Origin of the sequence: Pseudomonas sp. LS44 (genome assembly GCF_024730785.1) — a bacterium.
Taxonomy (GTDB): domain Bacteria; phylum Pseudomonadota; class Gammaproteobacteria; order Pseudomonadales; family Pseudomonadaceae; genus Aquipseudomonas.
Map to the genome: position 1 here is coordinate 893,581 of NZ_CP102830.1, position 20,230 is coordinate 913,810.

Annotated in this window: 23 protein-coding genes; 13 read left to right on the plus strand and 10 right to left on the minus strand. The window is 60.5% G+C overall.

Translation table 11 applies throughout. The annotated features are described in order from the left end of the window. Window positions 1-8 precede the first annotated feature (8 nt). The 9 genes from rapZ to NVV93_RS03985 form a co-directional block, all read right to left on the minus strand. Window positions 9-863 (minus strand): RNase adapter RapZ, encoded by an 855-nt coding sequence (gene rapZ, locus NVV93_RS03945; RefSeq protein ID WP_258253151.1) that lies wholly within the window; start codon window positions 861-863, stop codon window positions 9-11. A gap of 13 nt (window positions 864-876) precedes the next feature. Then, window positions 877-1,341, minus strand: a complete 465-nt coding sequence (gene ptsN / locus NVV93_RS03950) for a PTS IIA-like nitrogen regulatory protein PtsN (RefSeq protein WP_258253152.1) — start codon at window positions 1,339-1,341, stop codon at window positions 877-879. Window positions 1,342-1,355: 14 nt separating this feature from the next. Then, the gene (gene hpf, locus NVV93_RS03955; RefSeq protein ID WP_258253153.1) at window positions 1,356-1,664 is read right to left on the minus strand and encodes a ribosome hibernation-promoting factor, HPF/YfiA family; all 309 of its coding nucleotides are present in this window, start codon (window positions 1,662-1,664) and stop codon (window positions 1,356-1,358) included. 81 nt (window positions 1,665-1,745) lie between these two features. Then, on the minus strand, window positions 1,746-3,254 hold the full coding sequence (locus NVV93_RS03960) for an RNA polymerase factor sigma-54 (protein WP_258253154.1): 1,509 nt from the start codon (window positions 3,252-3,254) through the stop codon (window positions 1,746-1,748). Window positions 3,255-3,392: 138 nt separating this feature from the next. Beyond that, on the minus strand, window positions 3,393-4,118 hold the full coding sequence (lptB, locus tag NVV93_RS03965) for an LPS export ABC transporter ATP-binding protein (protein WP_258253155.1): 726 nt from the start codon (window positions 4,116-4,118) through the stop codon (window positions 3,393-3,395). Next, on the minus strand, window positions 4,118-4,678 hold the full coding sequence (gene lptA, locus NVV93_RS03970) for a lipopolysaccharide transport periplasmic protein LptA (RefSeq protein ID WP_258253156.1): 561 nt from the start codon (window positions 4,676-4,678) through the stop codon (window positions 4,118-4,120). The genes lptB and lptA overlap by 1 nt, the downstream gene beginning before the upstream one ends. Then, a complete protein-coding gene (lptC, locus tag NVV93_RS03975) occupies window positions 4,665-5,228 on the minus strand; it encodes an LPS export ABC transporter periplasmic protein LptC (RefSeq protein ID WP_258253157.1) in 564 nt (187 codons plus the stop codon). Before lptC ends, lptA begins: the two co-directional genes overlap by 14 nt. A gap of 8 nt (window positions 5,229-5,236) precedes the next feature. Then, window positions 5,237-5,761, minus strand: a complete 525-nt coding sequence (kdsC, locus tag NVV93_RS03980) for a 3-deoxy-manno-octulosonate-8-phosphatase KdsC (RefSeq protein WP_258253158.1) — start codon at window positions 5,759-5,761, stop codon at window positions 5,237-5,239. Beyond that, on the minus strand, window positions 5,761-6,735 hold the full coding sequence (locus NVV93_RS03985; RefSeq protein WP_258253159.1) for a KpsF/GutQ family sugar-phosphate isomerase: 975 nt from the start codon (window positions 6,733-6,735) through the stop codon (window positions 5,761-5,763). The genes kdsC and NVV93_RS03985 overlap by 1 nt, the downstream gene beginning before the upstream one ends. Before the next feature lie 229 nt (window positions 6,736-6,964). On the opposite strand from NVV93_RS03985, the gene NVV93_RS03990 reads away from it, so the two are divergent. The 10 genes from NVV93_RS03990 (at window position 6,965) to hisC (ending at window position 15,035) form a co-directional block, all read left to right on the plus strand. Beyond that, window positions 6,965-7,774: an ATP-binding cassette domain-containing protein gene (locus tag NVV93_RS03990; RefSeq protein ID WP_258253160.1), complete on the plus strand. Its 810-nt coding sequence runs from the start codon at window positions 6,965-6,967 to the stop codon at window positions 7,772-7,774. After that, a complete protein-coding gene (gene mlaE / locus NVV93_RS03995) occupies window positions 7,774-8,574 on the plus strand; it encodes a lipid asymmetry maintenance ABC transporter permease subunit MlaE (RefSeq protein ID WP_258253161.1) in 801 nt (266 codons plus the stop codon). Before NVV93_RS03990 ends, mlaE begins: the two co-directional genes overlap by 1 nt. After that, complete coding sequence (mlaD, locus tag NVV93_RS04000; RefSeq protein ID WP_258253162.1) at window positions 8,574-9,041, plus strand: outer membrane lipid asymmetry maintenance protein MlaD; 468 nt, start codon at window positions 8,574-8,576, stop codon at window positions 9,039-9,041. The genes mlaE and mlaD overlap by 1 nt, the downstream gene beginning before the upstream one ends. A gap of 11 nt (window positions 9,042-9,052) precedes the next feature. Further along, window positions 9,053-9,703, plus strand: a complete 651-nt coding sequence (locus NVV93_RS04005) for a phospholipid-binding protein MlaC (protein WP_258253163.1) — start codon at window positions 9,053-9,055, stop codon at window positions 9,701-9,703. After that, the gene (locus NVV93_RS04010; protein ID WP_258253164.1) at window positions 9,696-10,004 is read left to right on the plus strand and encodes a lipid asymmetry maintenance protein MlaB; all 309 of its coding nucleotides are present in this window, start codon (window positions 9,696-9,698) and stop codon (window positions 10,002-10,004) included. Before NVV93_RS04005 ends, NVV93_RS04010 begins: the two co-directional genes overlap by 8 nt. 132 nt (window positions 10,005-10,136) lie before the next feature. After that, entirely contained in the window at window positions 10,137-10,376 is a 240-nt protein-coding gene (locus NVV93_RS04015; RefSeq protein WP_258253165.1) for a BolA family protein, read from the plus strand. Between the two features lie 22 nt (window positions 10,377-10,398). Next, window positions 10,399-11,664: a UDP-N-acetylglucosamine 1-carboxyvinyltransferase gene (gene murA, locus NVV93_RS04020; RefSeq protein ID WP_258253166.1), complete on the plus strand. Its 1,266-nt coding sequence runs from the start codon at window positions 10,399-10,401 to the stop codon at window positions 11,662-11,664. 154 nt (window positions 11,665-11,818) lie between these two features. Then, window positions 11,819-12,454 (plus strand): ATP phosphoribosyltransferase, encoded by a 636-nt coding sequence (gene hisG, locus NVV93_RS04025; protein ID WP_258253167.1) that lies wholly within the window; start codon window positions 11,819-11,821, stop codon window positions 12,452-12,454. 123 nt (window positions 12,455-12,577) lie between these two features. Further along, a complete protein-coding gene (gene hisD / locus NVV93_RS04030; protein WP_258253168.1) occupies window positions 12,578-13,891 on the plus strand; it encodes a histidinol dehydrogenase in 1,314 nt (437 codons plus the stop codon). 91 nt (window positions 13,892-13,982) lie between these two features. Then, window positions 13,983-15,035, plus strand: a complete 1,053-nt coding sequence (gene hisC, locus NVV93_RS04035) for a histidinol-phosphate transaminase (protein ID WP_258253169.1) — start codon at window positions 13,983-13,985, stop codon at window positions 15,033-15,035. A 69-nt stretch (window positions 15,036-15,104) separates the two neighbouring features. On the opposite strand, the gene algW is transcribed toward hisC, so the two are convergent. Then, on the minus strand, window positions 15,105-16,271 hold the full coding sequence (algW, locus tag NVV93_RS04040; protein ID WP_258253170.1) for a Do family serine endopeptidase AlgW: 1,167 nt from the start codon (window positions 16,269-16,271) through the stop codon (window positions 15,105-15,107). 111 nt (window positions 16,272-16,382) lie between these two features. Between algW and NVV93_RS04045 the strand changes: the two genes are divergently transcribed. The 3 genes from NVV93_RS04045 (at window position 16,383) to cysN (ending at window position 20,116) form a co-directional block, all read left to right on the plus strand. After that, on the plus strand, window positions 16,383-17,141 hold the full coding sequence (locus tag NVV93_RS04045) for a Nif3-like dinuclear metal center hexameric protein (protein ID WP_258253171.1): 759 nt from the start codon (window positions 16,383-16,385) through the stop codon (window positions 17,139-17,141). A gap of 157 nt (window positions 17,142-17,298) precedes the next feature. Then, window positions 17,299-18,216: a sulfate adenylyltransferase subunit CysD gene (gene cysD, locus NVV93_RS04050; RefSeq protein ID WP_258253172.1), complete on the plus strand. Its 918-nt coding sequence runs from the start codon at window positions 17,299-17,301 to the stop codon at window positions 18,214-18,216. 1 nt (window position 18,217) lies between these two features. After that, window positions 18,218-20,116: a sulfate adenylyltransferase subunit CysN gene (gene cysN, locus NVV93_RS04055; RefSeq protein WP_258253173.1), complete on the plus strand. Its 1,899-nt coding sequence runs from the start codon at window positions 18,218-18,220 to the stop codon at window positions 20,114-20,116. The last annotated feature ends 114 nt before the right edge of the window (window positions 20,117-20,230 follow it).

Here is a 20,230-nt window from a genome sequence, read left to right on the forward strand (position 1 = left end):
AAAAATCCTTAGCTAAGGTCGCGGTGGCGAACCTGAACGTTCTTCAGATGTTGGAGTGACTGACCGAGGCGTTCGGCCAGATAGACCGAGCGGTGGTGACCACCGGTGCAGCCGATGGCGATTGTCACATAGGCACGGTTGCTGGCGGCAAAACGCGGCAGCCATTTGGTCAGGTAGGCGTAGATATCCTGATACATCTCTTCCACATCGGGCTGCGCGCTGAGGTAGTCGATGACTTCCTGCTCAAGTCCGGAGTGCTCACGCAGCTCTGGCTTCCAATAGGGATTGGGCAGGCAGCGCACATCGAACACCAGATCGGCATCGACCGGCATGCCGCGCTTGAAGCCGAAAGACTCGACCAGAAAGGCGGTGCCGGGCTCAGGTTTGTTCAGCAGGCGCAGCTTTAGGCTGTCGCGCAACTGATAAAGGTTGAGGTGGCTGGTATCGATGCGCAGATCGGCGAGGTCGGCAATCGGCCCGAGCAATGTGGACTCATCGGCGATCGCCTCTGCGAGTGGGCGGCGCTCGTTGGTTAGCGGGTGACGGCGACGGGTTTCCGAGAAGCGCTTGAGCAGTACCTCCTCGTCGGCATCCAAATACAGCACGTCGCAATTGATAAACCGGGCGCGGACTTCGTTCAGCAGCTCCGGGAAGCGCTCGAGTTGGCTGGGCAAGTTGCGCGCATCTATGGATACCGCGACCAGCGGCTCGATCAATTCGGTATGCAACAACGAGCGCTCGGCAAGCTCGGGAAGCAACCCGGCGGGAAGATTGTCGATGCAATAGAAACCGTTGTCCTCAAGGACATCGAGGGCGGTGCTCTTGCCTGAGCCGGAGCGGCCGCTGACGATGATCAAGCGCATGAGGAGGGCTTCCTTAGGAACCGTTCTGAACGTCTACAACCACTTGGTATAGGTTGTCGCTACTTTGCGCATGACGCAGACGCTCACGTACTTCGTTGCGATCGAGCATGCTGGCGATCTGCCGCAGCAATTCGAGGTGTTCGTCGGTAGCCGCTTCCGGTACCAGCAGTACAAATAGCAAGTCGACTGGGGCGCCATCGATGGCGTCGAAATCGACTGATGCTTCCAGGCGCAATACCGCGCTGATCGGAGCAGTACAGCCTGGCAACCGGCAATGGGGAATGGCGATGCCGTTACCGAAGCCGGTGGAGCCGAGTTTTTCACGGGCCACCAGACTTTCAAAGATGTCCTGGCCATCGAGGTCGGGCAGTTCGCGAGCGACCAGGTTGGCGATTTGTTCCAGTACGCGTTTTTTACTGCCACCCGGCACGTTCACCAGGGAACGGCCGGGGGTCAGGATGTTTTCAAGTCGAATCATGGGAAGGAAGGTTATTAGCGAGCCGTAGCGCCTTGCAGGCGACCTAGCTGCTTCTCCTTATATTTGATGAGTTGGCGATCGAGCTTATCGGTAAGCAGATCGATCGCGGCGTACATGTCTTCGTGTTCGGCGTTGGCGACGATTTCGCCGCCGGCGATGTGCAGAGTCGCTTCGATTTTCTGTTTGAGCTTCTCGACCTCCATGATGACCTGCACATTGGTGATCTTGTCGAAGTGGCGCTCCAATCGTCCGAGTTTCTCGGCGACATAGTCGCGCATGGCGTCGGTCACATCCAGTTGATGTCCACTGATGTTGACTTGCATACCGCGTTCTCCTTATTGCCGTGTGTAAGAACAGGCTAACGGGCCTGTAACCGGAACACTTTGGCTTGGATCAATGTTCCGTCACATCAGTCGCTTGCGTTCGCTGGAGGGGGCTATTCCGAGGGATTCACGGTATTTGGCGACGGTGCGACGGGCCACTTGAATGCCCTGTGCTTCCAGTAAACCAGCGATCTTGCTGTCGCTCAACGGCTTTTTCGCATTTTCCGCGGCGACCAGTTTTTTGATGATTGCGCGGATCGCGGTAGACGAGCATTCGCCGCCTTCGGAGGTACTGACGTGGCTGGAGAAGAAATATTTCAGCTCGTAAATACCGCGTGGGGTATGCATGAATTTCTGTGTGGTGACCCGTGAAATGGTCGATTCATGCATGCCAACGGCTTCGGCGATGTCGTGCAGAACCAGCGGTTTCATCGCTTCGTCGCCATAGTCGAGGAAGCCGCGTTGATGTTCGACGATCTGCGTGGCGACCTTCATCAGCGTTTCGTTGCGGCTTTGCAGGCTCTTGATAAACCAGCGCGCTTCCTGCAACTGATTGCGCATGAAGGTGTTGTCGGCACTAGCGTCGGCGCGTTTCACGAAGCCGGCGTATTGCGGGTTGACCCGCAAGCGCGGCATGGCTTCCTGGTTGAGCTCCACCAGCCAGCGATCGTTGTGTTTGCGCACGATGACATCCGGCACCACATATTCCGGCTCACTCGATTCGATCTGCGAGCCCGGGCGCGGATTAAGGCTTTGAATCAGTTCGATGATTTGGCGCAGCTCGTCTTCTTTCAAGCGCATGCGACGCATCAGTTGGCTGTAATCGCGCCCCCCGAGCAGATCGAGATAGTCGCTCGCCAGGCGTTGAGCCTCGCTCAGCCAGGGGGTCTTTGCTGGCAGCTGGCGCAATTGCAGCAGCAGGCATTCGCTGAGGTCGCGTGCACCGATGCCGGCGGGTTCGAACTGCTGGATGCGGTGCAGCACCGCTTCGATTTCATCGAGTTCGATATCCAGTTCCGGATCGAAGGCTTCCAGCACTTCCTGCAGGGTTTCGTCCAGATAACCCTGATTGTTGATGCAATCGATCAGGGTAACGGCGATCAGGCGATCTTTATCGGACATCGGCGCCAGGTTGAGCTGCCAGAGCAGGTGGGTCTGCAGGCTCTCGCCGGATGAGGTGCGGGTGGTGAAATCCCACTCGTCATCATCGTTGCTGGGCAGGCTGCTGGCGCTCGTCTGGTAGACATCTTCCCAGGCGGTATCGACGGGCAACTCGCTGGGTATGCGTTCGTTCCACTCGCCTTCTTCGAGATTCTCGGGCGACGAGTTGGTTTCCTGATAGCTGGTTTCGCTAAACGATTCGGCCTGTTCCGGCGTGGAATTCTGAGTGTCAGCGCCATTGGCCAGCGGATCGGTGTTGTCGAAATCCTCGCCTTCTTCCTGGCGCTCCAGCATCGGGTTGGATTCCAGAGCTTCCTGAATCTCTTGCTGGAGATCCAGGGTGGATAGCTGGAGGAGGCGGATGGCCTGTTGCAGCTGCGGTGTCATCGTCAGCTGCTGGCCCATCTTAAGGACTAGCGATGGTTTCATGGCAGGGGCTTAGTACCTTGTTCGCCGGCGCAGGGCGCCATCCACTACAGGGCGCGAGGCGCCGTTAGGAAGCAAATTATATGCCCAAGCTTTGGGTGTTTTTCTAGTCCGTTGTTTGCTTCCCGGTAATTTGCCGCGTTACAGGCGGAATTCATGCCCCAGGTAGACTTCCTTGACCAACTGGTTGGCCAGGATCGTCTCGGCATCGCCCTCGGCGATCAATTGGCCGTCATTGACAATGTAGGCGGTTTCGCAGATGTCCAAAGTCTCGCGCACGTTGTGATCGGTGATCAAAACGCCAATGCCTTTGGCTTTAAGGTGATGAATGATTTGCTTGATGTCGCCTACCGAAATGGGGTCGACCCCGGCGAACGGTTCATCGAGCAGGATGAATTTCGGTGCGGTGGCCAGCGCTCGGGCGATTTCCACCCGGCGGCGCTCGCCACCAGACAGGCTCATGCCGAGGTTGTCGCGGATATGGCTGATATGGAATTCCTGCAGCAGGCTTTCCAGCTCTTTGCGGCGTCCGGCGCGGTCGAGTTCCTGGCGAGTTTCGAGGATCGCCATGATGTTGTCGGCAACCGACAGCTTGCGAAAAATTGATGCTTCCTGCGGCAGATAGCCAATACCGGCGCGAGCGCGACCGTGCATCGGCAGGTGCGTGACGTCTTGTTGGTCGATGCGCACGCGGCCCTGATCAGCGCCCACCAGGCCGACAATCATGTAGAAACAGGTGGTTTTGCCAGCGCCGTTGGGGCCGAGCAAGCCAACGATCTGCCCACTTTCGATGGACAGGCTGACATCGCGAACGACCTGGCGGCCTTTGTAGCTTTTCGCCAGGTGTTGGGCTTTCAGGGTGGCCATTACTGAGGTGCCTGCTCTGCGGCGGGTTTGGTCTTCGGCTGGATGACCATGTCGATGCGTGGGCGCGGCGTGGTCACGTTGGTGCCTGTGGCGCGGCCTGCGTTGACGATCTGACGCTGGGTGTCATAGACGATTTTTTCGCCTTCGAAGGTGTTGCCTTCCTGAATGACCTTGGCTTGGTCGATCAGGACGATGCGATCTTTGCTGGCGAAATACTGGATGGTCAGGCCGTAGGCTTTGACGATCTCCTTATCGACTGCCGGCTTCTGCTCGTAATAGGCCGGTCGACCGACCGAGGTGAACACGTCGATGTCGCCCTGGGCGGTCTGCGTGATGGTTACTGTGTCGCCAGTAATCTTCATGCTGCCTTGGGTAATGATCACGGTCCCGCGGTATACGGCCACGCCCTGCTTGTCGTCCAGCTCGGCGCTGTCGGCCTGCACGCGGATCGGTTGTTCGCGGTCGTTCGGCAGTGCCCATGCACTGGGGCTGGCAATGGCGACGCCCAGACTAAGCAGCAGGGGCAGTGTGCGAAGGGAAAAAGGGTTAACGAACCTCATGCTGGCCTCTTACGTTGGACAGCAGGTGCACCCGGCTGTCTTTCAAGTACGCTTTCATTCCATTAGCCGTGGTCACCCCATTGGCGGCCTCGATTCTAACGGCTTGCTGGGTTTGCGCATATTCCTTGTCGGGGAACACGGTCATGCGGCTGCTGGTAATGACGGTCGGTCGACCTTTTGCATCGGTGCGTTCAATGCGCACGCTATCGATCAATTCAACTTCTTCGCCATTCGGCGACACCTCGGCGCGCTCGCTGCGTACATGCCACGGCAGGGGCGTGCCCCGATAGAGCTCGAGGTCTGGGCGGCTGACCATGGTGACGTCGGTAGCCCGGATGTGCTCGATTTTTTCGCCAAGCAGTTGGTAATGCAGCTTGCCGTCTGCCTGAAACTGTACGGTGCGAGCGTTCAGCGCATAGAAATCGATGGCGGTATCGGTATCGGTGCTGGCCGTCTTTTCATTCTCGGGGGCGATATTCCAGTAACCCAGGGCGGCAAGCAGGGCGGCCGCCAGGCAGAAAAACAAGGTGAGAAGTACTTTGCGCAGCATGCAGAGCCCTATAGGTAGGCGGCTTGGGCGGCGTCGAGGCTGCCCTGGGCGCGCATGATCAATTCACAAAACTCACGAGCTGCACCTTCACCGCCGCGCGCCTGGGTAACGCCATGCGCGTGCTGGCGGACGAAGTTGTCAGCGCTCGCCACTGCCATGCCCAGGCCGACGCGGCGGATGACCGGTAGATCGGGCAGGTCGTCGCCCAGGTAGGCGACCTGCTCATAGCCGAGATTGAGCTCGCCGAGCAATTCATCGAGCACGACCAGTTTATCCTCGCGGCCCTGGTAAAGATGCTGGATTCCCAGATTCTGCGCGCGGCGCTCGACCACGGGGGTCTTGCGCCCGCTGATAATCGCCGTGCGCACACCAGAATTGATCAGCATTTTGATGCCGTGGCCATCCAGCGTATTGAACGTCTTGAATTCGCTGCCATCGGTGAGGAAGTACAGGCGTCCGTCGGTAAGTACTCCGTCGACGTCGAAAATCGCTAGCTTGATATTGCGTGCACGCTGCAGCAGTTCATCGCTCATTACATTACTCCTGCGCGCAACAGGTCGTGCATATTCAGGGCGCCAACGGGGCGATCCTGATCGTTGACCACCACCAGTGCATTGATTTTGTGGTCTTCCATGATTTTTAGCGCTTCGGCGGCGAGCATTTCCGCTCGTGCGGTTTTGCCGTGCTGGGTCATGACTGCATCGATGCTGGCGTTGCGGATGTCGATGCCGCGATCCAGGGCACGGCGCAAATCGCCGTCGGTAAAGATCCCGGCGAGACGGCCATCCGGCTCGATGACGGCGGTCATGCCGAGCCCTTTCTGGGTCATTTCCAGGAGGGCGACTTTCAATTCAGTGCCGCGCGCTACCTGTGGCAGTTCGGCGCCAGAGTGCATAACGTTTTCCACTTTGAGCAACAAGCGGCGACCTAGCGCGCCGCCCGGGTGCGAGAAGGCGAAGTCCTCGGCGGTGAAACCGCGTGCTTCCAGCAGCGCGATGGCCAGCGCGTCACCGAGCACCAGGGCGGCGGTAGTGGATGATGTGGGGGCCAGATTCAATGGGCAGGCTTCCTGGGGGACGCGGGCATCCAGATTGGCTTCGGCTGCCTTGGCCAGCGGCGAGTCAGGATTACCGGTCATGCTGATCAAGGTAATTCCCAGGCGCTTGATCAGCGGCAGTAGGGTGATGATTTCTGCCGTCGAGCCGGAATTGGAGAGCGCCAGCACGAGGTCATCGCGGGTGATCATGCCCATGTCGCCATGGCTGGCTTCGGCGGGGTGAACGAAGAACGACGTGGTGCCGGTACTGGCCAGCGTCGCCGCGATCTTGTTGCCGATGTGCCCCGACTTGCCCATGCCGACCACCACTACCCGACCCTTGCAGGTCAGAATCAGCTCGCAGGCGCGTACGAAGTTGGCGTCGATACGGGGCAGCAAGCCTTGTACCGCTTCGAACTCCAAGCGGATGGTGCGCTGCGCGGACTGGATCAGGTCGCGGGGTTGAGTCATGGCGAATCGCTGTGCTGGGCGGTTAAAGGGCGACGATTATAACGGCAAAGGGCGAATCACTCACCTGAGCTTTACTTTTCGAGGGTTCAGCTCTCTCGCAAGCGGTTTCGCGCTTGGGTGGTAACAGGCTCGATGCTATAGTGCGCCGCCTATTCGGCCCGTCCAGTTAGCGCGCTTTCCTCTTGAGGACGCTAGTCCTGAGTGGGAGGCTGCATCGCAAGGAGTTCAGATGAGCGCCGATAATCCCTACGCTGTGGAATTGAAAGGTGTCTCTTTCAGGCGCGGTTCGCGCAGCATTTTCGAAAACATCGATTTGCGTTTTCCGCGCGGCAAGGTCACCGGCATCATGGGTCCTTCCGGTTGCGGTAAGACCACGTTGCTGCGCCTGATCGGTGCGCAATTGCGTCCGGCCAGCGGCGAAATTCGTGTCAATGGGCAGAATCTGCCGGACTTGCCGCGTAGAGAGCTGTTCGACATGCGCAAGCAGATGGGTGTGCTATTCCAGAGCGGCGCGCTGTTCACTGACCTCGATGTGTTCGAAAACGTGGCCTTTCCGCTGCGGGTACATACCCAGCTGCCGGAAGAGATGATTCGCGACATCGTGCTGATGAAGCTCGAAGCGGTCGGCCTGCGTGGCGCCATCGAGTTGATGCCGGATGAGCTGTCGGGGGGCATGAAGCGGCGTGTGGCGCTGGCTCGGGCCATCGCCCTCGATCCGCAGATTCTTATGTATGACGAACCTTTTGTGGGCCAGGACCCGATCGCCATGGGCGTGTTGGTGCGCCTGATTCGCCTGCTGACCGATGCACTGGGAATTACCAGTATTGTGGTTTCCCATGACCTAGCGGAAACCGCGAGCATTGCCGATTACCTCTATGTGGTGGGTGATGGGCAGGTGCTTGGCCAAGGCACGCCGGCTGAATTGATGAACTCGGATAACCCGCGGATTCGGCAGTTCATGAAGGGGACTGAAGACGGTCCGGTGCCGTTCCATTTCCCTGCGGTGGATTACCGCGAAGATCTTCTGGGGGCGCGCTGATGCGCAAAACGCCAATACTTGAGCGGATTCGCCTGCTCGGCCGTGCCTGCCTCGATGTAGTCGAGTCGCTCGGCAGCTCGACCTTGTTCCTGTTGCGCGCGATATTTGGCCGGGGCAACTTGGGCAATGGTTTTCTGCATTTGCTCATTAAGCAGCTCCATTCGGTCGGGGTGATGTCGCTGGTGATCATTGTGGTCTCCGGCGTCTTCATCGGCATGGTGCTGTCGTTGCAGGGCTTCAGCATCCTGGCCGATTATGGCTCCGAGCAGGCCGTCGGGCAGATGGTCGCACTGACTCTGCTGCGAGAGCTCGGGCCGGTGGTCACTGCTTTGCTGTTCGCTGGCCGCGCCGGCTCGGCGCTGACTGCTGAAATCGGCAATATGAAATCTACTGAGCAGCTGTCGAGCCTGGAGATGATTGGCGTTGACCCATTGAAGTACATCATTGCCCCACGCCTATGGGCCGGTTTCATCTCGCTGCCGCTGTTGACGATGGTTTTCTGCGTGGTCGGTATCTGGGGTGGCGCCATGGTCGCGATCGACTGGCTTGGCGTCTACGAGGGTTCGTTCTGGACCAATATGCAAAACACAGTGTCGTTCACCGATGACGTGCTCAACGGCGTAATCAAAAGTCTTGTCTTCGCTTTTGTGGTGACCTGGATCGCCGTGTTTCAGGGCTATGACTGTGAGCCGACCTCGGAAGGCATCAGTCGCGCAACAACTCGAACCGTGGTCTATGCCTCGCTGGCCGTGCTGGGCCTGGACTTTATCCTGACTGCCTTGATGTTTGGAGATTTCTGATGCAAATCCGCACCCTGGAAATTGGTGTCGGCCTGTTCCTCCTGGCTGGTTTGTTGGCCTTGCTGCTGCTGGCGCTGCGCGTCAGTGGTCTGGCCGTGGGTACGGGGCAGGACACTTATAAGTTGTATGCCAATTTCGACAACATCGCCGGTCTGACCGTCAGGGCCAAAGTCACCATGGCTGGCGTCACCATTGGCAAGGTCACGGCCATCGATTTGGATCGCGATACCTACACCGGTCGAGTGACCATGGAGCTGGAGCAGCGGGTCGATAATCTGCCGGCCGACTCTACAGCCTCGATCCTGACCGCCGGCCTGCTGGGCGAGAAATATGTTGGCATCAGCGTGGGCGGCGACGACGCTCTCCTCAAGGATGGCGGAACCATTCATGACACGCAGTCGTCGTTAGTGTTGGAAGACTTGATCGGGAAATTCCTGATCAACTCAGTGAATAAAGAAGCCAAGTGAGGACTCTGTCGATGATCCATGCCCTGCGCCGTGGCCTGCTGGTACTGCTGGCCGTGTTCCCGCTGTTCGCTCTGGCCGCTCCGGCGGCGCAAGAGGTGGTGAAGCGCACCACGGATGAAATGCTCCAGGACCTGAAATCCAACAGGGATCAGTACCGCACCAATCCGAGTGCGTTCTACGACGCGCTGAATCGCATCATCGGTCCGGTGGTGGACACCGATGGTATTTCGCGCAGCATCATGACCGTCAAATACTCGCGCGGCGCGACCCCCGAGCAGATGACCCGCTTCCAAGAGAACTTCAAACGCAGCCTGATGCAGTTCTACGGCAACGCGCTGTTGGAATACGACAACCAGGACATTCGCGTCCTGCCAGGCGGCAAGCAAGCCGATCCGGAGCGCACCAGCGTGAATATGGAAGTGCGTGACAGCAAAGGCACGGTCTACCCGGTGACCTACACCATGGTGCAGATCAAGGGTGAATGGATGCTCCGCAACGTCACCATCAATGGCATCAATATCGGCAAGCTGTTCCGCGATCAATTCGCCGATAGCATGCAAAAGAATGGCAATGATCTGAACAAGACCATCGATGGCTGGGCGCAAGTAGTAGCCAATGCCAAGACTTCCGATGCCGGCCAGAAGGCTGCGGGCCATGAGTGAAGCCAGCATTCGCCAGGCAGAAGCCGGCGTGCTGCGGCTTGAGGGGGTGCTGGACTATCGCTCCGGCCCCCAATTGCGTGAAGAGGGCGGTCGATTGATTCGTGCCGCCGAGGGTGCCGAGTTGCTGCTCGATTGCTCGGCGGTCGAGCATTCGAGTAGCGTTGGCCTGTCGCTGTTGCTGGCGTTTATGCGCGACGCCGCGGCGCTGGGCAAGCGTCTGGTATTTCGCGGGCTGCCGCAAGATATGCGCAAAATCGCCAAGGTCTCCGGCCTGGACGAGGTGCTTCCGCTCCAAGATTGAATCGCTACAGCAAAGCCCTCCGTCAGCGTCCGGTCATATGGGGTTCGCAGGCGGAGGGCTTTTTTGTATCATGGCCGACCCGCGAGTCTAGGCTCGGCCGTGGTTTAACGAGTGCGCTGATTGAGGCTGAACATGCAGGCCGTAGAAGTAAAAAACCTCCTCGAGGCAAAGTTGGCGGATACCCAGGTGGAAGTTGAAGGCGAAGGCTGCAATTTTCAGTTGAACCTGATCGGCGATGAGCTGGCCAGCCTGGGCCCGGTAAAACGCCAGCAACAGGTCTATGCCCATCTGAACCCCTGGATCGCCGATGGCAGCATCCATGCGGTGACCATGAAATTCTTCAGCCGCGCGGCCTGGGCCGAGCGCTCCTAAGCCCACAGGCGACGAGATTCCTATGGATAAACTGATTATTACCGGCGGCGTGCGCCTGAATGGCGAAATTCGCATTTCCGGGGCGAAGAACTCGGCCCTGCCGATTCTCGCCGCCACCTTGCTGGCCGATGAGCCGGTGACGGTCTGCAACCTGCCGCACCTGCACGACATCACCACCATGATCGAGCTGTTCGGCCGCATGGGTGTCGAGCCGGTCGTTGATGAAAAGCTCAGCGTCGAAGTCGATGCCAGTACCATCAAAACCCTCGTGGCGCCGTACGAACTGGTGAAAACCATGCGCGCCTCGATCCTCGTACTTGGCCCGATGGTCGCGCATTTCGGCGAAGCCGAAGTGGCCCTGCCGGGCGGTTGCGCCATCGGCTCGCGGCCGGTCGACCTGCACATTCGCGGCCTCGAAGCCATGGGCGCGCAGATCGAAGTCGAAGGTGGCTACATCAAGGCCAAGGCGCCGGAAGGTGGCTTGCGCGGTGCGCACTTCTTCTTCGATACCGTCAGCGTGACCGGTACCGAGAACATCATGATGGCCGCCACGCTGGCCAAAGGCCGCAGCGTGCTGGAAAACGCCGCGCGTGAGCCGGAAGTGGTCGACCTGGCCAACTGCCTGATCGCCATGGGCGCGAAGATCCAGGGCGCTGGCACCGACACCATCACCATCGACGGTGTTGAGCGTCTGCACGGCGCGCGCTACAACGTCATGCCTGATCGTATTGAAACCGGCACCTACCTGGTCGCTGCGGCGGCTACCGGTGGCCGGGTCAAGCTGAAGGATACCGATCCGACCATTCTTGAAGCCGTACTCGCCAAGCTGCAGGAAGCGGGCGCCGAGATCACCAGCGGTTCCGACTGGATCGAGCTGGACATGCACGGTAAGCGCCCCAAGGCCGTCAACCTGCGCACCGCACCGTACCCGGCGTTCCCGACCGACATGCAGGCGCAGTTCATCGCCCTCAATGCCATCGCCGAAGGCACCGGCACGGTCATCGAAACGGTCTTCGAGAACCGCTTCATGCACGTCTATGAAATGACCCGCATGGGCGCGCAGATCATGGTCGAAGGCAACACTGCGATTGTCAGCGGCGCACCGTCTTTGAAGGGTGCGCCAGTCATGGCGACCGACCTGCGGGCTTCGGCCAGCCTGGTCATCGCCGCGCTGGTGGCCGATGGCGATACGCTGATCGACCGCATTTACCACATCGACCGTGGTTACGAGTGCATCGAAGAAAAACTGCAGCTGTTAGGCGCCAAGATCCGCCGCGTACCGGCATGAAGCATCTTCAAAGCTGCTGCGCTGGGTGAGGCGTTGTTAAAAACAGGCTCGGAATGCTCATTTACTTCAGTAAACTTCGCTTCCTCGCCTGTTTTTGCCTAGCCCCACCTGCGCTCGCGACGCTTTGAAAACACTTCATTCACAAGGTTATGAAATGCTGACCATCGCGCTATCCAAAGGCCGTATCCTCGATGACACCCTGCCACTGCTGGCCGCGGCCGGCATCGTGCCGACCGAGAATCCGGACAAGAGCCGCAAGCTGATCATCCCCACTACCCAGGCCGATGTACGTCTGTTGATCATCCGTGCCACCGACGTGCCGACCTATGTCGAGCACGGCGCCGCCGACCTTGGCGTGGCAGGCAAGGATGTGCTGATGGAGTACGGTGGCCAGGGCCTGTATGAGCCGCTGGATCTGCGTATCGCCCAATGCAAGCTGATGACCGCCGGATGTGTCGGCGCGCCTGAGCCAAAGGGACGTCTGCGGGTGGCGACCAAATTCGTCAATGTCGCCAAGCGTTACTACGCCGAGCAAGGCCGCCAGGTCGATGTCATCAAGCTGTATGGCTCGATGGAACTGGCCCCGCTGGTGGGGTTGGCCGACAAGATCATCGACGTGGTCGACACCGGCAACACCCTGCGCGCCAACGGTCTGGAGGCGCAGGAATTGATTGCCACCATCAGCTCGCGGCTGGTGGTCAACAAGGCCTCGATGAAAATGCAGCACGCGCGCATCCAGACGTTGATCGACACCTTGCGCGCCGCCGTCGAATCGCGACACCCCAGCTGACAGCTTCGCGCGACATCGCGTCGCGCCCGCCTATCCGTGTCATAGCCAGAATTCTCAGGTGCCCGCGCGGAGCGGCTGGTACTCTACGGGCGCCTGAGCACCTGCCAACTCATGAGGCCCGCTATGACCACCGCTCCCATCGCCATCCGCCGACTCAACGCCAGCGATGCTGATTTCGCCACGCATCTGGACCATCTGCTGAGCTGGGAAAGCGTGTCGGACGACGGCGTCAATCAGCGTGTGCTGGAAATCATCGCTGGCGTACGCCAGCGCGGCGATGCCGCCCTGGTCGAATACACCCAGCGTTTCGATGGCCTGGAAGTCGCCAGCATGGCCGACCTGATCCTGCCGCGCGAACGCCTGGAACTGGCTCTGACGCGCATCACCGAAGCCCAGCGCAGCGCGCTGGAGCAAGCGGCTGAGCGAGTGCGCAGCTACCACGAGAAGCAGAAGCAGGATTCCTGGACCTACACCGAGGCCGACGGCACGCTGCTCGGCCAGAAAGTCACGCCGCTCGATCGCGCCGGCCTGTACGTGCCGGGTGGCAAGGCGTCCTATCCCTCGTCGGTATTGATGAATGCGATCCCAGCCAAGGTCGCCGGCGTCCCGGAAGTGGTCATGGTGGTGCCGATTCCGCGCGGCGAGATCAATGAAATCGTCCTTGCCGCCGCGGCCATCGCCGGGGTCGATCGGGTGTTCACCATCGGCGGCGCCCAGGCCGTGGCAGCCTTGGCCTACGGCACCGAAAGCGTGCCAGCGGTGGACAAGATCGTCGGCCCGGGCAACATCTATGTCGCGACCGCCAAGCGCCACGTGTTCGGCAAGGTCGGCATCGACATGATCGCCGGGCCTTCGGAAATTCTCGTGGTCTGCGATGGCCACACCGATCCGGACTGGATCGCCATGGACCTGTTCTCCCAAGCCGAGCACGACGAGGACGCCCAGGCGATCCTGGTCAGTCCGGATGCGGCGTTCCTCGATAAGGTCGCGGCGAGCATTGCCAAGCTGCTGCCGAGCATGGAACGCGCCGAGATCATTCGCACCTCGGTCGAAGGGCGTGGTGCGTTGATTCAGGTGGCGGACATGGCCCAGGCCATCGAAGTGGCCAACCGCATTGCCCCGGAACACCTGGAGCTGTCGGTCGCCGACCCCGATCAATATCTGCCGCAGATCCGCCATGCCGGCGCGATCTTCATGGGCCGCTATACCGCCGAGGCGCTGGGCGACTACTGCGCCGGGCCGAACCACGTGCTGCCCACGTCGGGCACTGCACGGTTTTCCTCGCCGCTAGGCGTGTACGACTTCCAGAAGCGCTCGTCGATCATCCATTGCTCGGCCGATGGCGCGTCGGAGTTGGGTAAGGTCGCCTCGATACTGGCTCGCGGCGAGTCGCTGACCGCCCATGCGCGCAGTGCCGAGTACCGCATCAAGAACTGAAACAGCGGCTTCCGTAGGATGGGTATCACGCAGTGATACCCATCGACGCGGTGCCGAATGATCTCAATGTATTCGAGGAGAGAAGGGCGAGATGAGCAAATTCTGGAGCCCCTTCGTCAAAGACCTGGTGCCTTACGTGCCAGGCGAGCAGCCGAAACTGGCCAAGCTGGTCAAGCTGAACACCAACGAAAACCCCTACGGCCCATCGCCCAAGGCGCTGGCCGCCATGCAGGCCGAGTTGAGCGACAACCTGCGGCTGTACCCGGACCCTAACGGTGAGCGCCTCAAGCAGGCAGTCGCCGACTATTACGGCGTGCAAACCAACCAGGTGTTCGTCGGCAACGGCTCCGACGAGGTGTTGGCGCATGCCTTTCACGGCCTGTTCCAGCACAGCCAGCCGCTGCTGTTTCCGGACGTGACCTACAGCTTCTATCCGGTCTACTGCGGGCTGTACGGCATTCCCTTCGAGGCGCTGGCGCTGGACGAGCAGTTCCAGATCCGTGTCGAGGACTATGCGCGGCCGAATGGCGGCATCGTCTTCCCCAATCCCAACGCGCCGACCGGCTGCCTGCTGCCGCTGGAGGCGATCGAGCGCCTGCTGCAAGCCAGTCCGGATTCGGTGGTGCTGGTCGATGAAGCCTATATCGACTTTGGCGGCGAGACGGCGATTAGCCTGGTCGACAAGTACCCGAACCTGTTGGTCGCGCAGACGTTGTCCAAGTCGCGCTCGCTGGCTGGCTTGCGCGTTGGCCTGGCAGTCGGTCACCCGGAGCTGATCGAGGCGCTGGAACGGATCAAGAACAGCTTCAACTCCTATCCGCTGGATCGCATCGCCATCGCTGGCGCCGCCGCCGCGCTCGAGGATCGGGCCTATTTCGAAGCCACCTGCGCGCAGGTCATTGCCAGCCGTGAACAGGTGGTGGCGGGCTTGCAGGCGCTGGGTTTCGAGGTGTTGCCGTCGGCGGCCAACTTCGTCTTCGCCCGGCATCCGCAGGAAGATGCGGCGCAGCTGGCGGCGACTTTGCGCGAGCAAGGGGTGATCGTGCGGCACTTCAAGCAAGCGCGGATCGCTCAATTCCTGCGCATCACCATCGGCACGCCGGAGCAGAACCAGGCACTGCTGGATGCGTTGCGCGACCGCTAGCAGTGGGAGGACATAAAAAAGCCGGAAGCGCGTAAACGCTTCCGGCTTTTTTATGTGTGCGGATCGCGCTTAGCGGTCGTCACTTTCTTCGGTGGGCAGCGGCGCCTGCGGGGCGCGCAAACCGACCTCGGCGGCGAGCTTAAGCGACTTGCCGTTGCGCAGGACTTCAATATTGACCTGCTGGCCGGGCTTGGTGCGCGCCACCTGGTTCATCGAGCGGCGTCCATCGCTGGCGGCCTCGCCGTCGATGCTGAGGATCAAATCGCCGGGCTGCAGCCCGGCCTTTTGCGCCGGACCATCGCGGTAGATGCCGGCCACCACGATGCCCGGGCGACCTTCGAGACCGAAGGACTCGGCGAGCTCCGGTGTCAGCGGCTGGACTTCGATGCCTAGCCAGCCACGGATCACCGAACCGTGCTCGATGATTGCGCGCATCACTTCCAGCGCCAGTTTGGTCGGAATGGCAAAGCCGATGCCTTGCGAGCCGCTGGACTTGGAGAGGATCGCGGTATTGATGCCGATCAGATTGCCCTGGGCGTCGACCAGCGCGCCGCCGGAGTTACCGGGGTTGATCGCCGCGTCGGTCTGAATGAAGTCTTCGTAGGTATTGAGGCCCAGTTGGTTGCGCCCGGTGGCGCTGATGATGCCCATGGTGACCGTCTGGCCGACGCCGAATGGGTTACCAATCGCCAGGGCAACGTCGCCGATGCTGATCGCATCGGAGCGCCCGAGGGTGATTGCCGGCAGATCCTTGAGGTCGATCTTCAGCACCGCCAAGTCGGTTTCTGGGTCGCTGCCGATCACCCGGGCGAGGGTTTCCCGACCATCTTTCAAGGCCACGACGATCTGATCGGCGCCGGCGGTCACGTGGTTGTTGGTCAGCAAGTAGCCTTCCGGGCTCATGATTACCGCCGAGCCGAGGCTCGATTCCATGCGCCGTTGCTTGGGCAGGTTGTCGCCGAAGAAGCGGCGGAATTGCGGGTCGTTGAACAGCGGATGGGCCGGGCGGTTGACGTACTTGGTGGTATACAAGTTGGCCACCGCCGGTGCAGCAATTCCCACGGCCTGGGAGTAGGAAGTCGGGCCTTGCTTGAGGAGGTTGTAGCGGGGCGCCTGCTGCATGTGCACGTCCTGCTGCGGCAGGCCGACCCACTGCGGGTAACGCTGGATAATCAATAACGCGAGCAAAACACCGGCCAGCAATGGCCAACCGAGGAAGCGCAGGGCCTTGAACATCAATCGATCCTGAGGGTTGCGAGGGCGCGGAGCGGCCCTTAAGGTGGCGCCATTATAGAGGCGCGTTCGTCAATAAAGGAGCGGTCCGCCGCCGCTTCAGCGAGGATTTTTATGGCCATTGCCCTGACCACTCTGGTCGAAGAAGCCGACCGTTATCTGGAGGCTGCACGCATCAGCGATTACTGCCCGAACGGCTTGCAAGTCGAGGGGCGACCGCAGGTGCGGCGCATCGTCAGTGGCGTGACGGCCAGCCAGGCGCTGCTCGACGCAGCGGTCGAGGCAGGTGCGGATGTGGTGCTGGTCCATCATGGCTATTTCTGGAAGGGCGAGAACCCCTGCGTCACGGGCATGAAACAGCGTCGCCTGAAGACGTTGCTGAGCAACGACATTAGCCTGCTGGCCTATCACTTGCCGCTCGACCTGCATGCGGAAGTGGGCAACAACGTCCAGCTGGCGCGGCAACTCGACATCGTCGTGGAAGGGCCATTGGAGCCCGGCAATCCGCGCACGGTCGGTTTGGTCGGCGCGCTCGCCGAGCCGCTGAGTCCGCGCGATTTTGCCCGTCGCGTGCAAGAAGTTCTGGGCCGTGAACCGCTGCTGGTAGAAGGTCCTGGCATGATTCGCCGAATTGGCTGGTGCACCGGTGGGGGCCAGGGCTATATCGATCAAGCGGCCGCGGCGGGCGTCGATCTGTACCTGACCGGCGAGGCTTCCGAGCAGACGTTCCACAGCGCTCGGGAAAATGCCATCAGCTTTATCGCCGCCGGTCACCATGCCACCGAACGCTATGGCGTCCAGGCATTGGGTGACTATCTGGCGCGCCGTTTTGCCCTCGAGCACCTGTTCATCGACTGCCCGAATCCGGTCTGATTCGGCGCCGGCGGTGCATTACAGATCGGCATAAATCTAGATTTTTTCGATCTAACCGGCTGCCTGAATAGAATAGGGTGCTGTGCTAAAGTGCGCGCCTCGTCCACGGCCCGTAGGCCGTCCAATCAGTTCTCTCAAGAGAAAGTCGTGGGTAGCCATGCTCGATAAATTGACGCATCTGAAGCAGTTGGAGGCGGAAAGCATCCACATCATCCGCGAGGTCGCTGCCGAGTTCGACAACCCGGTGATGCTGTACTCCATCGGTAAAGATTCTGCCGTCATGCTGCATCTTGCCCGCAAGGCGTTCTTCCCCGGCAAGCTGCCGTTTCCGGTCATGCACGTCGATACGCGCTGGAAATTCCAGGAGATGTACAGCTTTCGCGACAAGATGGTCGCCGAGATGGGTCTCGACTTGATCACCCACATCAATCCGGATGGCGTGGCGCAGGACATCAACCCGTTCACTCACGGCAGTGCCAAGCACACCGACATCATGAAAACCGAGGGCCTCAAGCAGGCGCTCGACCAGTACGGCTTCGATGCCGCCTTCGGTGGTGCGCGTCGCGATGAAGAGAAATCCCGCGCCAAAGAGCGCGTGTACTCGTTCCGCGACAGCAAGCACCGCTGGGACCCGAAGAACCAGCGCCCCGAGCTGTGGAACGTGTACAACGGCAAGGTCAAGAAGGGTGAGTCGATTCGCGTGTTCCCGCTCTCCAACTGGACCGAGCTGGACATCTGGCAGTACATCTACCTGGAGCAGATCCCGATCGTGCCGCTGTACTTCGCCGCCGAGCGTGAAGTGATCGAGCGCAATGGCACTCTGGTGATGATCGACGACGAGCGCATTCTCGAGCACCTCACCGACGAAGAAAAAGCCCGTATTCAGAAGAAGATGGTGCGTTTCCGCACCCTCGGTTGCTACCCACTGACGGGCGCGGTGGAATCCACCGCTGCCTCCCTGCCGGAAATCATTCAGGAAATGCTCCTGACCCGTACCTCCGAGCGCCAGGGCCGCGTCATCGACCACGATGGGGCTGGTTCCATGGAAGAGAAAAAACGTCAGGGGTACTTTTAATATGTCGCACCAATCCGATCTGATCAGCGAAGACATCCTCGCTTACCTGGCCCAGCACGAGCGCAAGGAGCTGCTGCGCTTCCTCACCTGCGGCAACGTCGACGACGGCAAGAGCACCCTGATCGGCCGCTTGCTGCACGACTCCAAGATGATCTACGAAGACCATCTGGAAGCCATCACCCGCGACTCGAAGAAAGTCGGCACCACCGGTGAAGATATCGACCTGGCGCTGCTGGTCGACGGCCTGCAGGCCGAGCGTGAGCAGGGCATCACCATCGACGTGGCGTACCGCTATTTCAGCACCGCCAAGCGCAAGTTCATCATCGCCGACACCCCTGGCCATGAGCAGTACACCCGCAACATGGCCACCGGTGCCTCCACCTGCGACCTGGCGATCATCCTGATCGACGCGCGCTACGGTGTGCAGACCCAGACCAAGCGCCACAGCTTTATCGCCAGCCTGCTGGGTATCAAGCACATAGTCGTGGCCATCAACAAGATGGACTTGAAAGGCTTCGATCAGGGCGTATTCGAGCAGATCAAGGCCGATTACCTGAAGTTCGCCGAAGGTATTGCGCTTAAGCCGAGTTCGCTGCACTTCGTGCCGATGTCGGCGCTCAAGGGCGACAACGTGGTCAACAAGAGCGAGCAGTCGCCTTGGTACACCGGCCAGTCGCTGATGGAAATTCTCGAGACCGTGGAAGTGGCGGGTGATCGCAACTTCAACGACCTGCGCTTCCCGGTGCAGTATGTCAACCGTCCCAACCTGAACTTCCGCGGTTTCGCCGGCACTCTGGCCAGCGGCATCGTGCGCAAGGGCGACGAAGTCATCGCCCTGCCGTCGGGCAAGGGCAGCAAGGTCAAGTCCATCGTCACCTACGAAGGTGAGCTGGAACAGGCCGGTCCGGGCCAGGCGATTACTCTGACCCTGGAAGACGAGATCGACGTCTCCCGTGGCGACATGCTGGTGCACGCCGACAATCGCCCGCAGGTGGTCGACAGCTTCGACGCCATGCTGGTGTGGATGGCCGAAGAGCCGATGCTGCCGGGCAAGAAGTACGACATCAAGCGCGCCACCAGCTATGTGCCGGGCTCGATCGCCAGCATCACCCACCGCGTCGATGTGAATACCCTGGAAGAGGGCGCGGCGAGCAGCTTGCAGCTCAACGAAATCGGCCAGGTGCGCATCGCCCTGGATGCACCGATCGCGCTGGACGGCTATGCGCATAACCGCACCACCGGCTCGTTTATCGTCATTGACCGCCTGACCAACGGCACCGTCGGTGCCGGCATGATCATCGCCGATGCGATAGGCGCTGGTGGCAGCACTCATCACGGCAAGCTGGCTCATGTGTCGACCGAGGAGCGTGCCACGCGCTTCGGCCAGCAACCGGCCACCGTGCTGTTCAGCGGCCTGTCGGGCGCTGGCAAGAGCACCCTGGCCTACGCCGTGGAGCGCAAACTGTTCGACCTGGGCCGTGCGGTGTATGTGCTGGATGGCCAGAACCTGCGCCATGACCTGAACAAGGGCCTGCCGCAGGACCGTGCCGGGCGTACCGAGAACTGGCGGCGTGCCGCCCATGTGGCACGTCAGTTCAACGAAGCCGGCCTGCTGACTCTGGCTGCGTTCGTCGCTCCGGATGCCGAAGGCCGCGAACAGACCAAGGCGCTGATCGGTGCCGAGCGCCTGATCACTGTCTACGTCCAGGCTTCGCCGGCGGTGTGCCGCGAGCGTGATCCGCAGGGCCTGTATGCCGCCGGTGGCGACAATATCCCGGGTGAGTCCTTCCCTTACGATGTGCCGCTGAATGCCGATCTGGTGGTCGACACACAGAGCGTTTCGGTGGAAGACGGCGTCAAGCTGGTGATCGATCTGCTGAGAAACCGTGGCGCGCTGTAGCTCGTCCCGGGGAAGGTTGTGTAGGGTGGGTTAGCCGTAGGCGTAACCCACTGCTGATGTTCGCTGCGGTATCGCCGGTGGGTTACGCCGCGTTGCGACTAACCCACCCTACAA

Bases quoted from the DNA above. Each gene is read 5' to 3' on its own strand.
- NVV93_RS04045 (WP_258253171.1), top strand. From the start codon at position 16,383: ATGGCCATTGCCCTGACCACTCTGGTCGAAGAAGCCGACCGTTATCTG.
- NVV93_RS04010 (WP_258253164.1), top strand. From the start codon at position 9,696: ATGAGTGAAGCCAGCATTCGCCAGGCAGAAGCCGGCGTGCTGCGGCTT.
- lptA (WP_258253156.1), bottom strand. From the start codon at position 4,678: ATGAGGTTCGTTAACCCTTTTTCCCTTCGCACACTGCCCCTGCTGCTT.
- mlaD (WP_258253162.1), top strand. From the start codon at position 8,574: ATGCAAATCCGCACCCTGGAAATTGGTGTCGGCCTGTTCCTCCTGGCT.
- NVV93_RS04005 (WP_258253163.1), top strand. From the start codon at position 9,053: ATGATCCATGCCCTGCGCCGTGGCCTGCTGGTACTGCTGGCCGTGTTC.
- hpf (WP_258253153.1), bottom strand. From the start codon at position 1,664: ATGCAAGTCAACATCAGTGGACATCAACTGGATGTGACCGACGCCATG.
- rapZ (WP_258253151.1), bottom strand. From the start codon at position 863: ATGCGCTTGATCATCGTCAGCGGCCGCTCCGGCTCAGGCAAGAGCACC.
- lptB (WP_258253155.1), bottom strand. From the start codon at position 4,118: ATGGCCACCCTGAAAGCCCAACACCTGGCGAAAAGCTACAAAGGCCGC.
- cysN (WP_258253173.1), top strand. From the start codon at position 18,218: ATGTCGCACCAATCCGATCTGATCAGCGAAGACATCCTCGCTTACCTG.
- ptsN (WP_258253152.1), bottom strand. From the start codon at position 1,341: ATGATTCGACTTGAAAACATCCTGACCCCCGGCCGTTCCCTGGTGAAC.
- NVV93_RS04015 (WP_258253165.1), top strand. From the start codon at position 10,137: ATGCAGGCCGTAGAAGTAAAAAACCTCCTCGAGGCAAAGTTGGCGGAT.
- murA (WP_258253166.1), top strand. From the start codon at position 10,399: ATGGATAAACTGATTATTACCGGCGGCGTGCGCCTGAATGGCGAAATT.
- NVV93_RS03960 (WP_258253154.1), bottom strand. From the start codon at position 3,254: ATGAAACCATCGCTAGTCCTTAAGATGGGCCAGCAGCTGACGATGACA.
- mlaE (WP_258253161.1), top strand. From the start codon at position 7,774: ATGCGCAAAACGCCAATACTTGAGCGGATTCGCCTGCTCGGCCGTGCC.
- hisC (WP_258253169.1), top strand. From the start codon at position 13,983: ATGAGCAAATTCTGGAGCCCCTTCGTCAAAGACCTGGTGCCTTACGTG.
- lptC (WP_258253157.1), bottom strand. From the start codon at position 5,228: ATGCTGCGCAAAGTACTTCTCACCTTGTTTTTCTGCCTGGCGGCCGCC.
- algW (WP_258253170.1), bottom strand. From the start codon at position 16,271: ATGTTCAAGGCCCTGCGCTTCCTCGGTTGGCCATTGCTGGCCGGTGTT.
- hisD (WP_258253168.1), top strand. From the start codon at position 12,578: ATGACCACCGCTCCCATCGCCATCCGCCGACTCAACGCCAGCGATGCT.
- cysD (WP_258253172.1), top strand. From the start codon at position 17,299: ATGCTCGATAAATTGACGCATCTGAAGCAGTTGGAGGCGGAAAGCATC.
- kdsC (WP_258253158.1), bottom strand. From the start codon at position 5,761: ATGAGCGATGAACTGCTGCAGCGTGCACGCAATATCAAGCTAGCGATT.
- NVV93_RS03990 (WP_258253160.1), top strand. From the start codon at position 6,965: ATGAGCGCCGATAATCCCTACGCTGTGGAATTGAAAGGTGTCTCTTTC.
- hisG (WP_258253167.1), top strand. From the start codon at position 11,819: ATGCTGACCATCGCGCTATCCAAAGGCCGTATCCTCGATGACACCCTG.
- NVV93_RS03985 (WP_258253159.1), bottom strand. From the start codon at position 6,735: ATGACTCAACCCCGCGACCTGATCCAGTCCGCGCAGCGCACCATCCGC.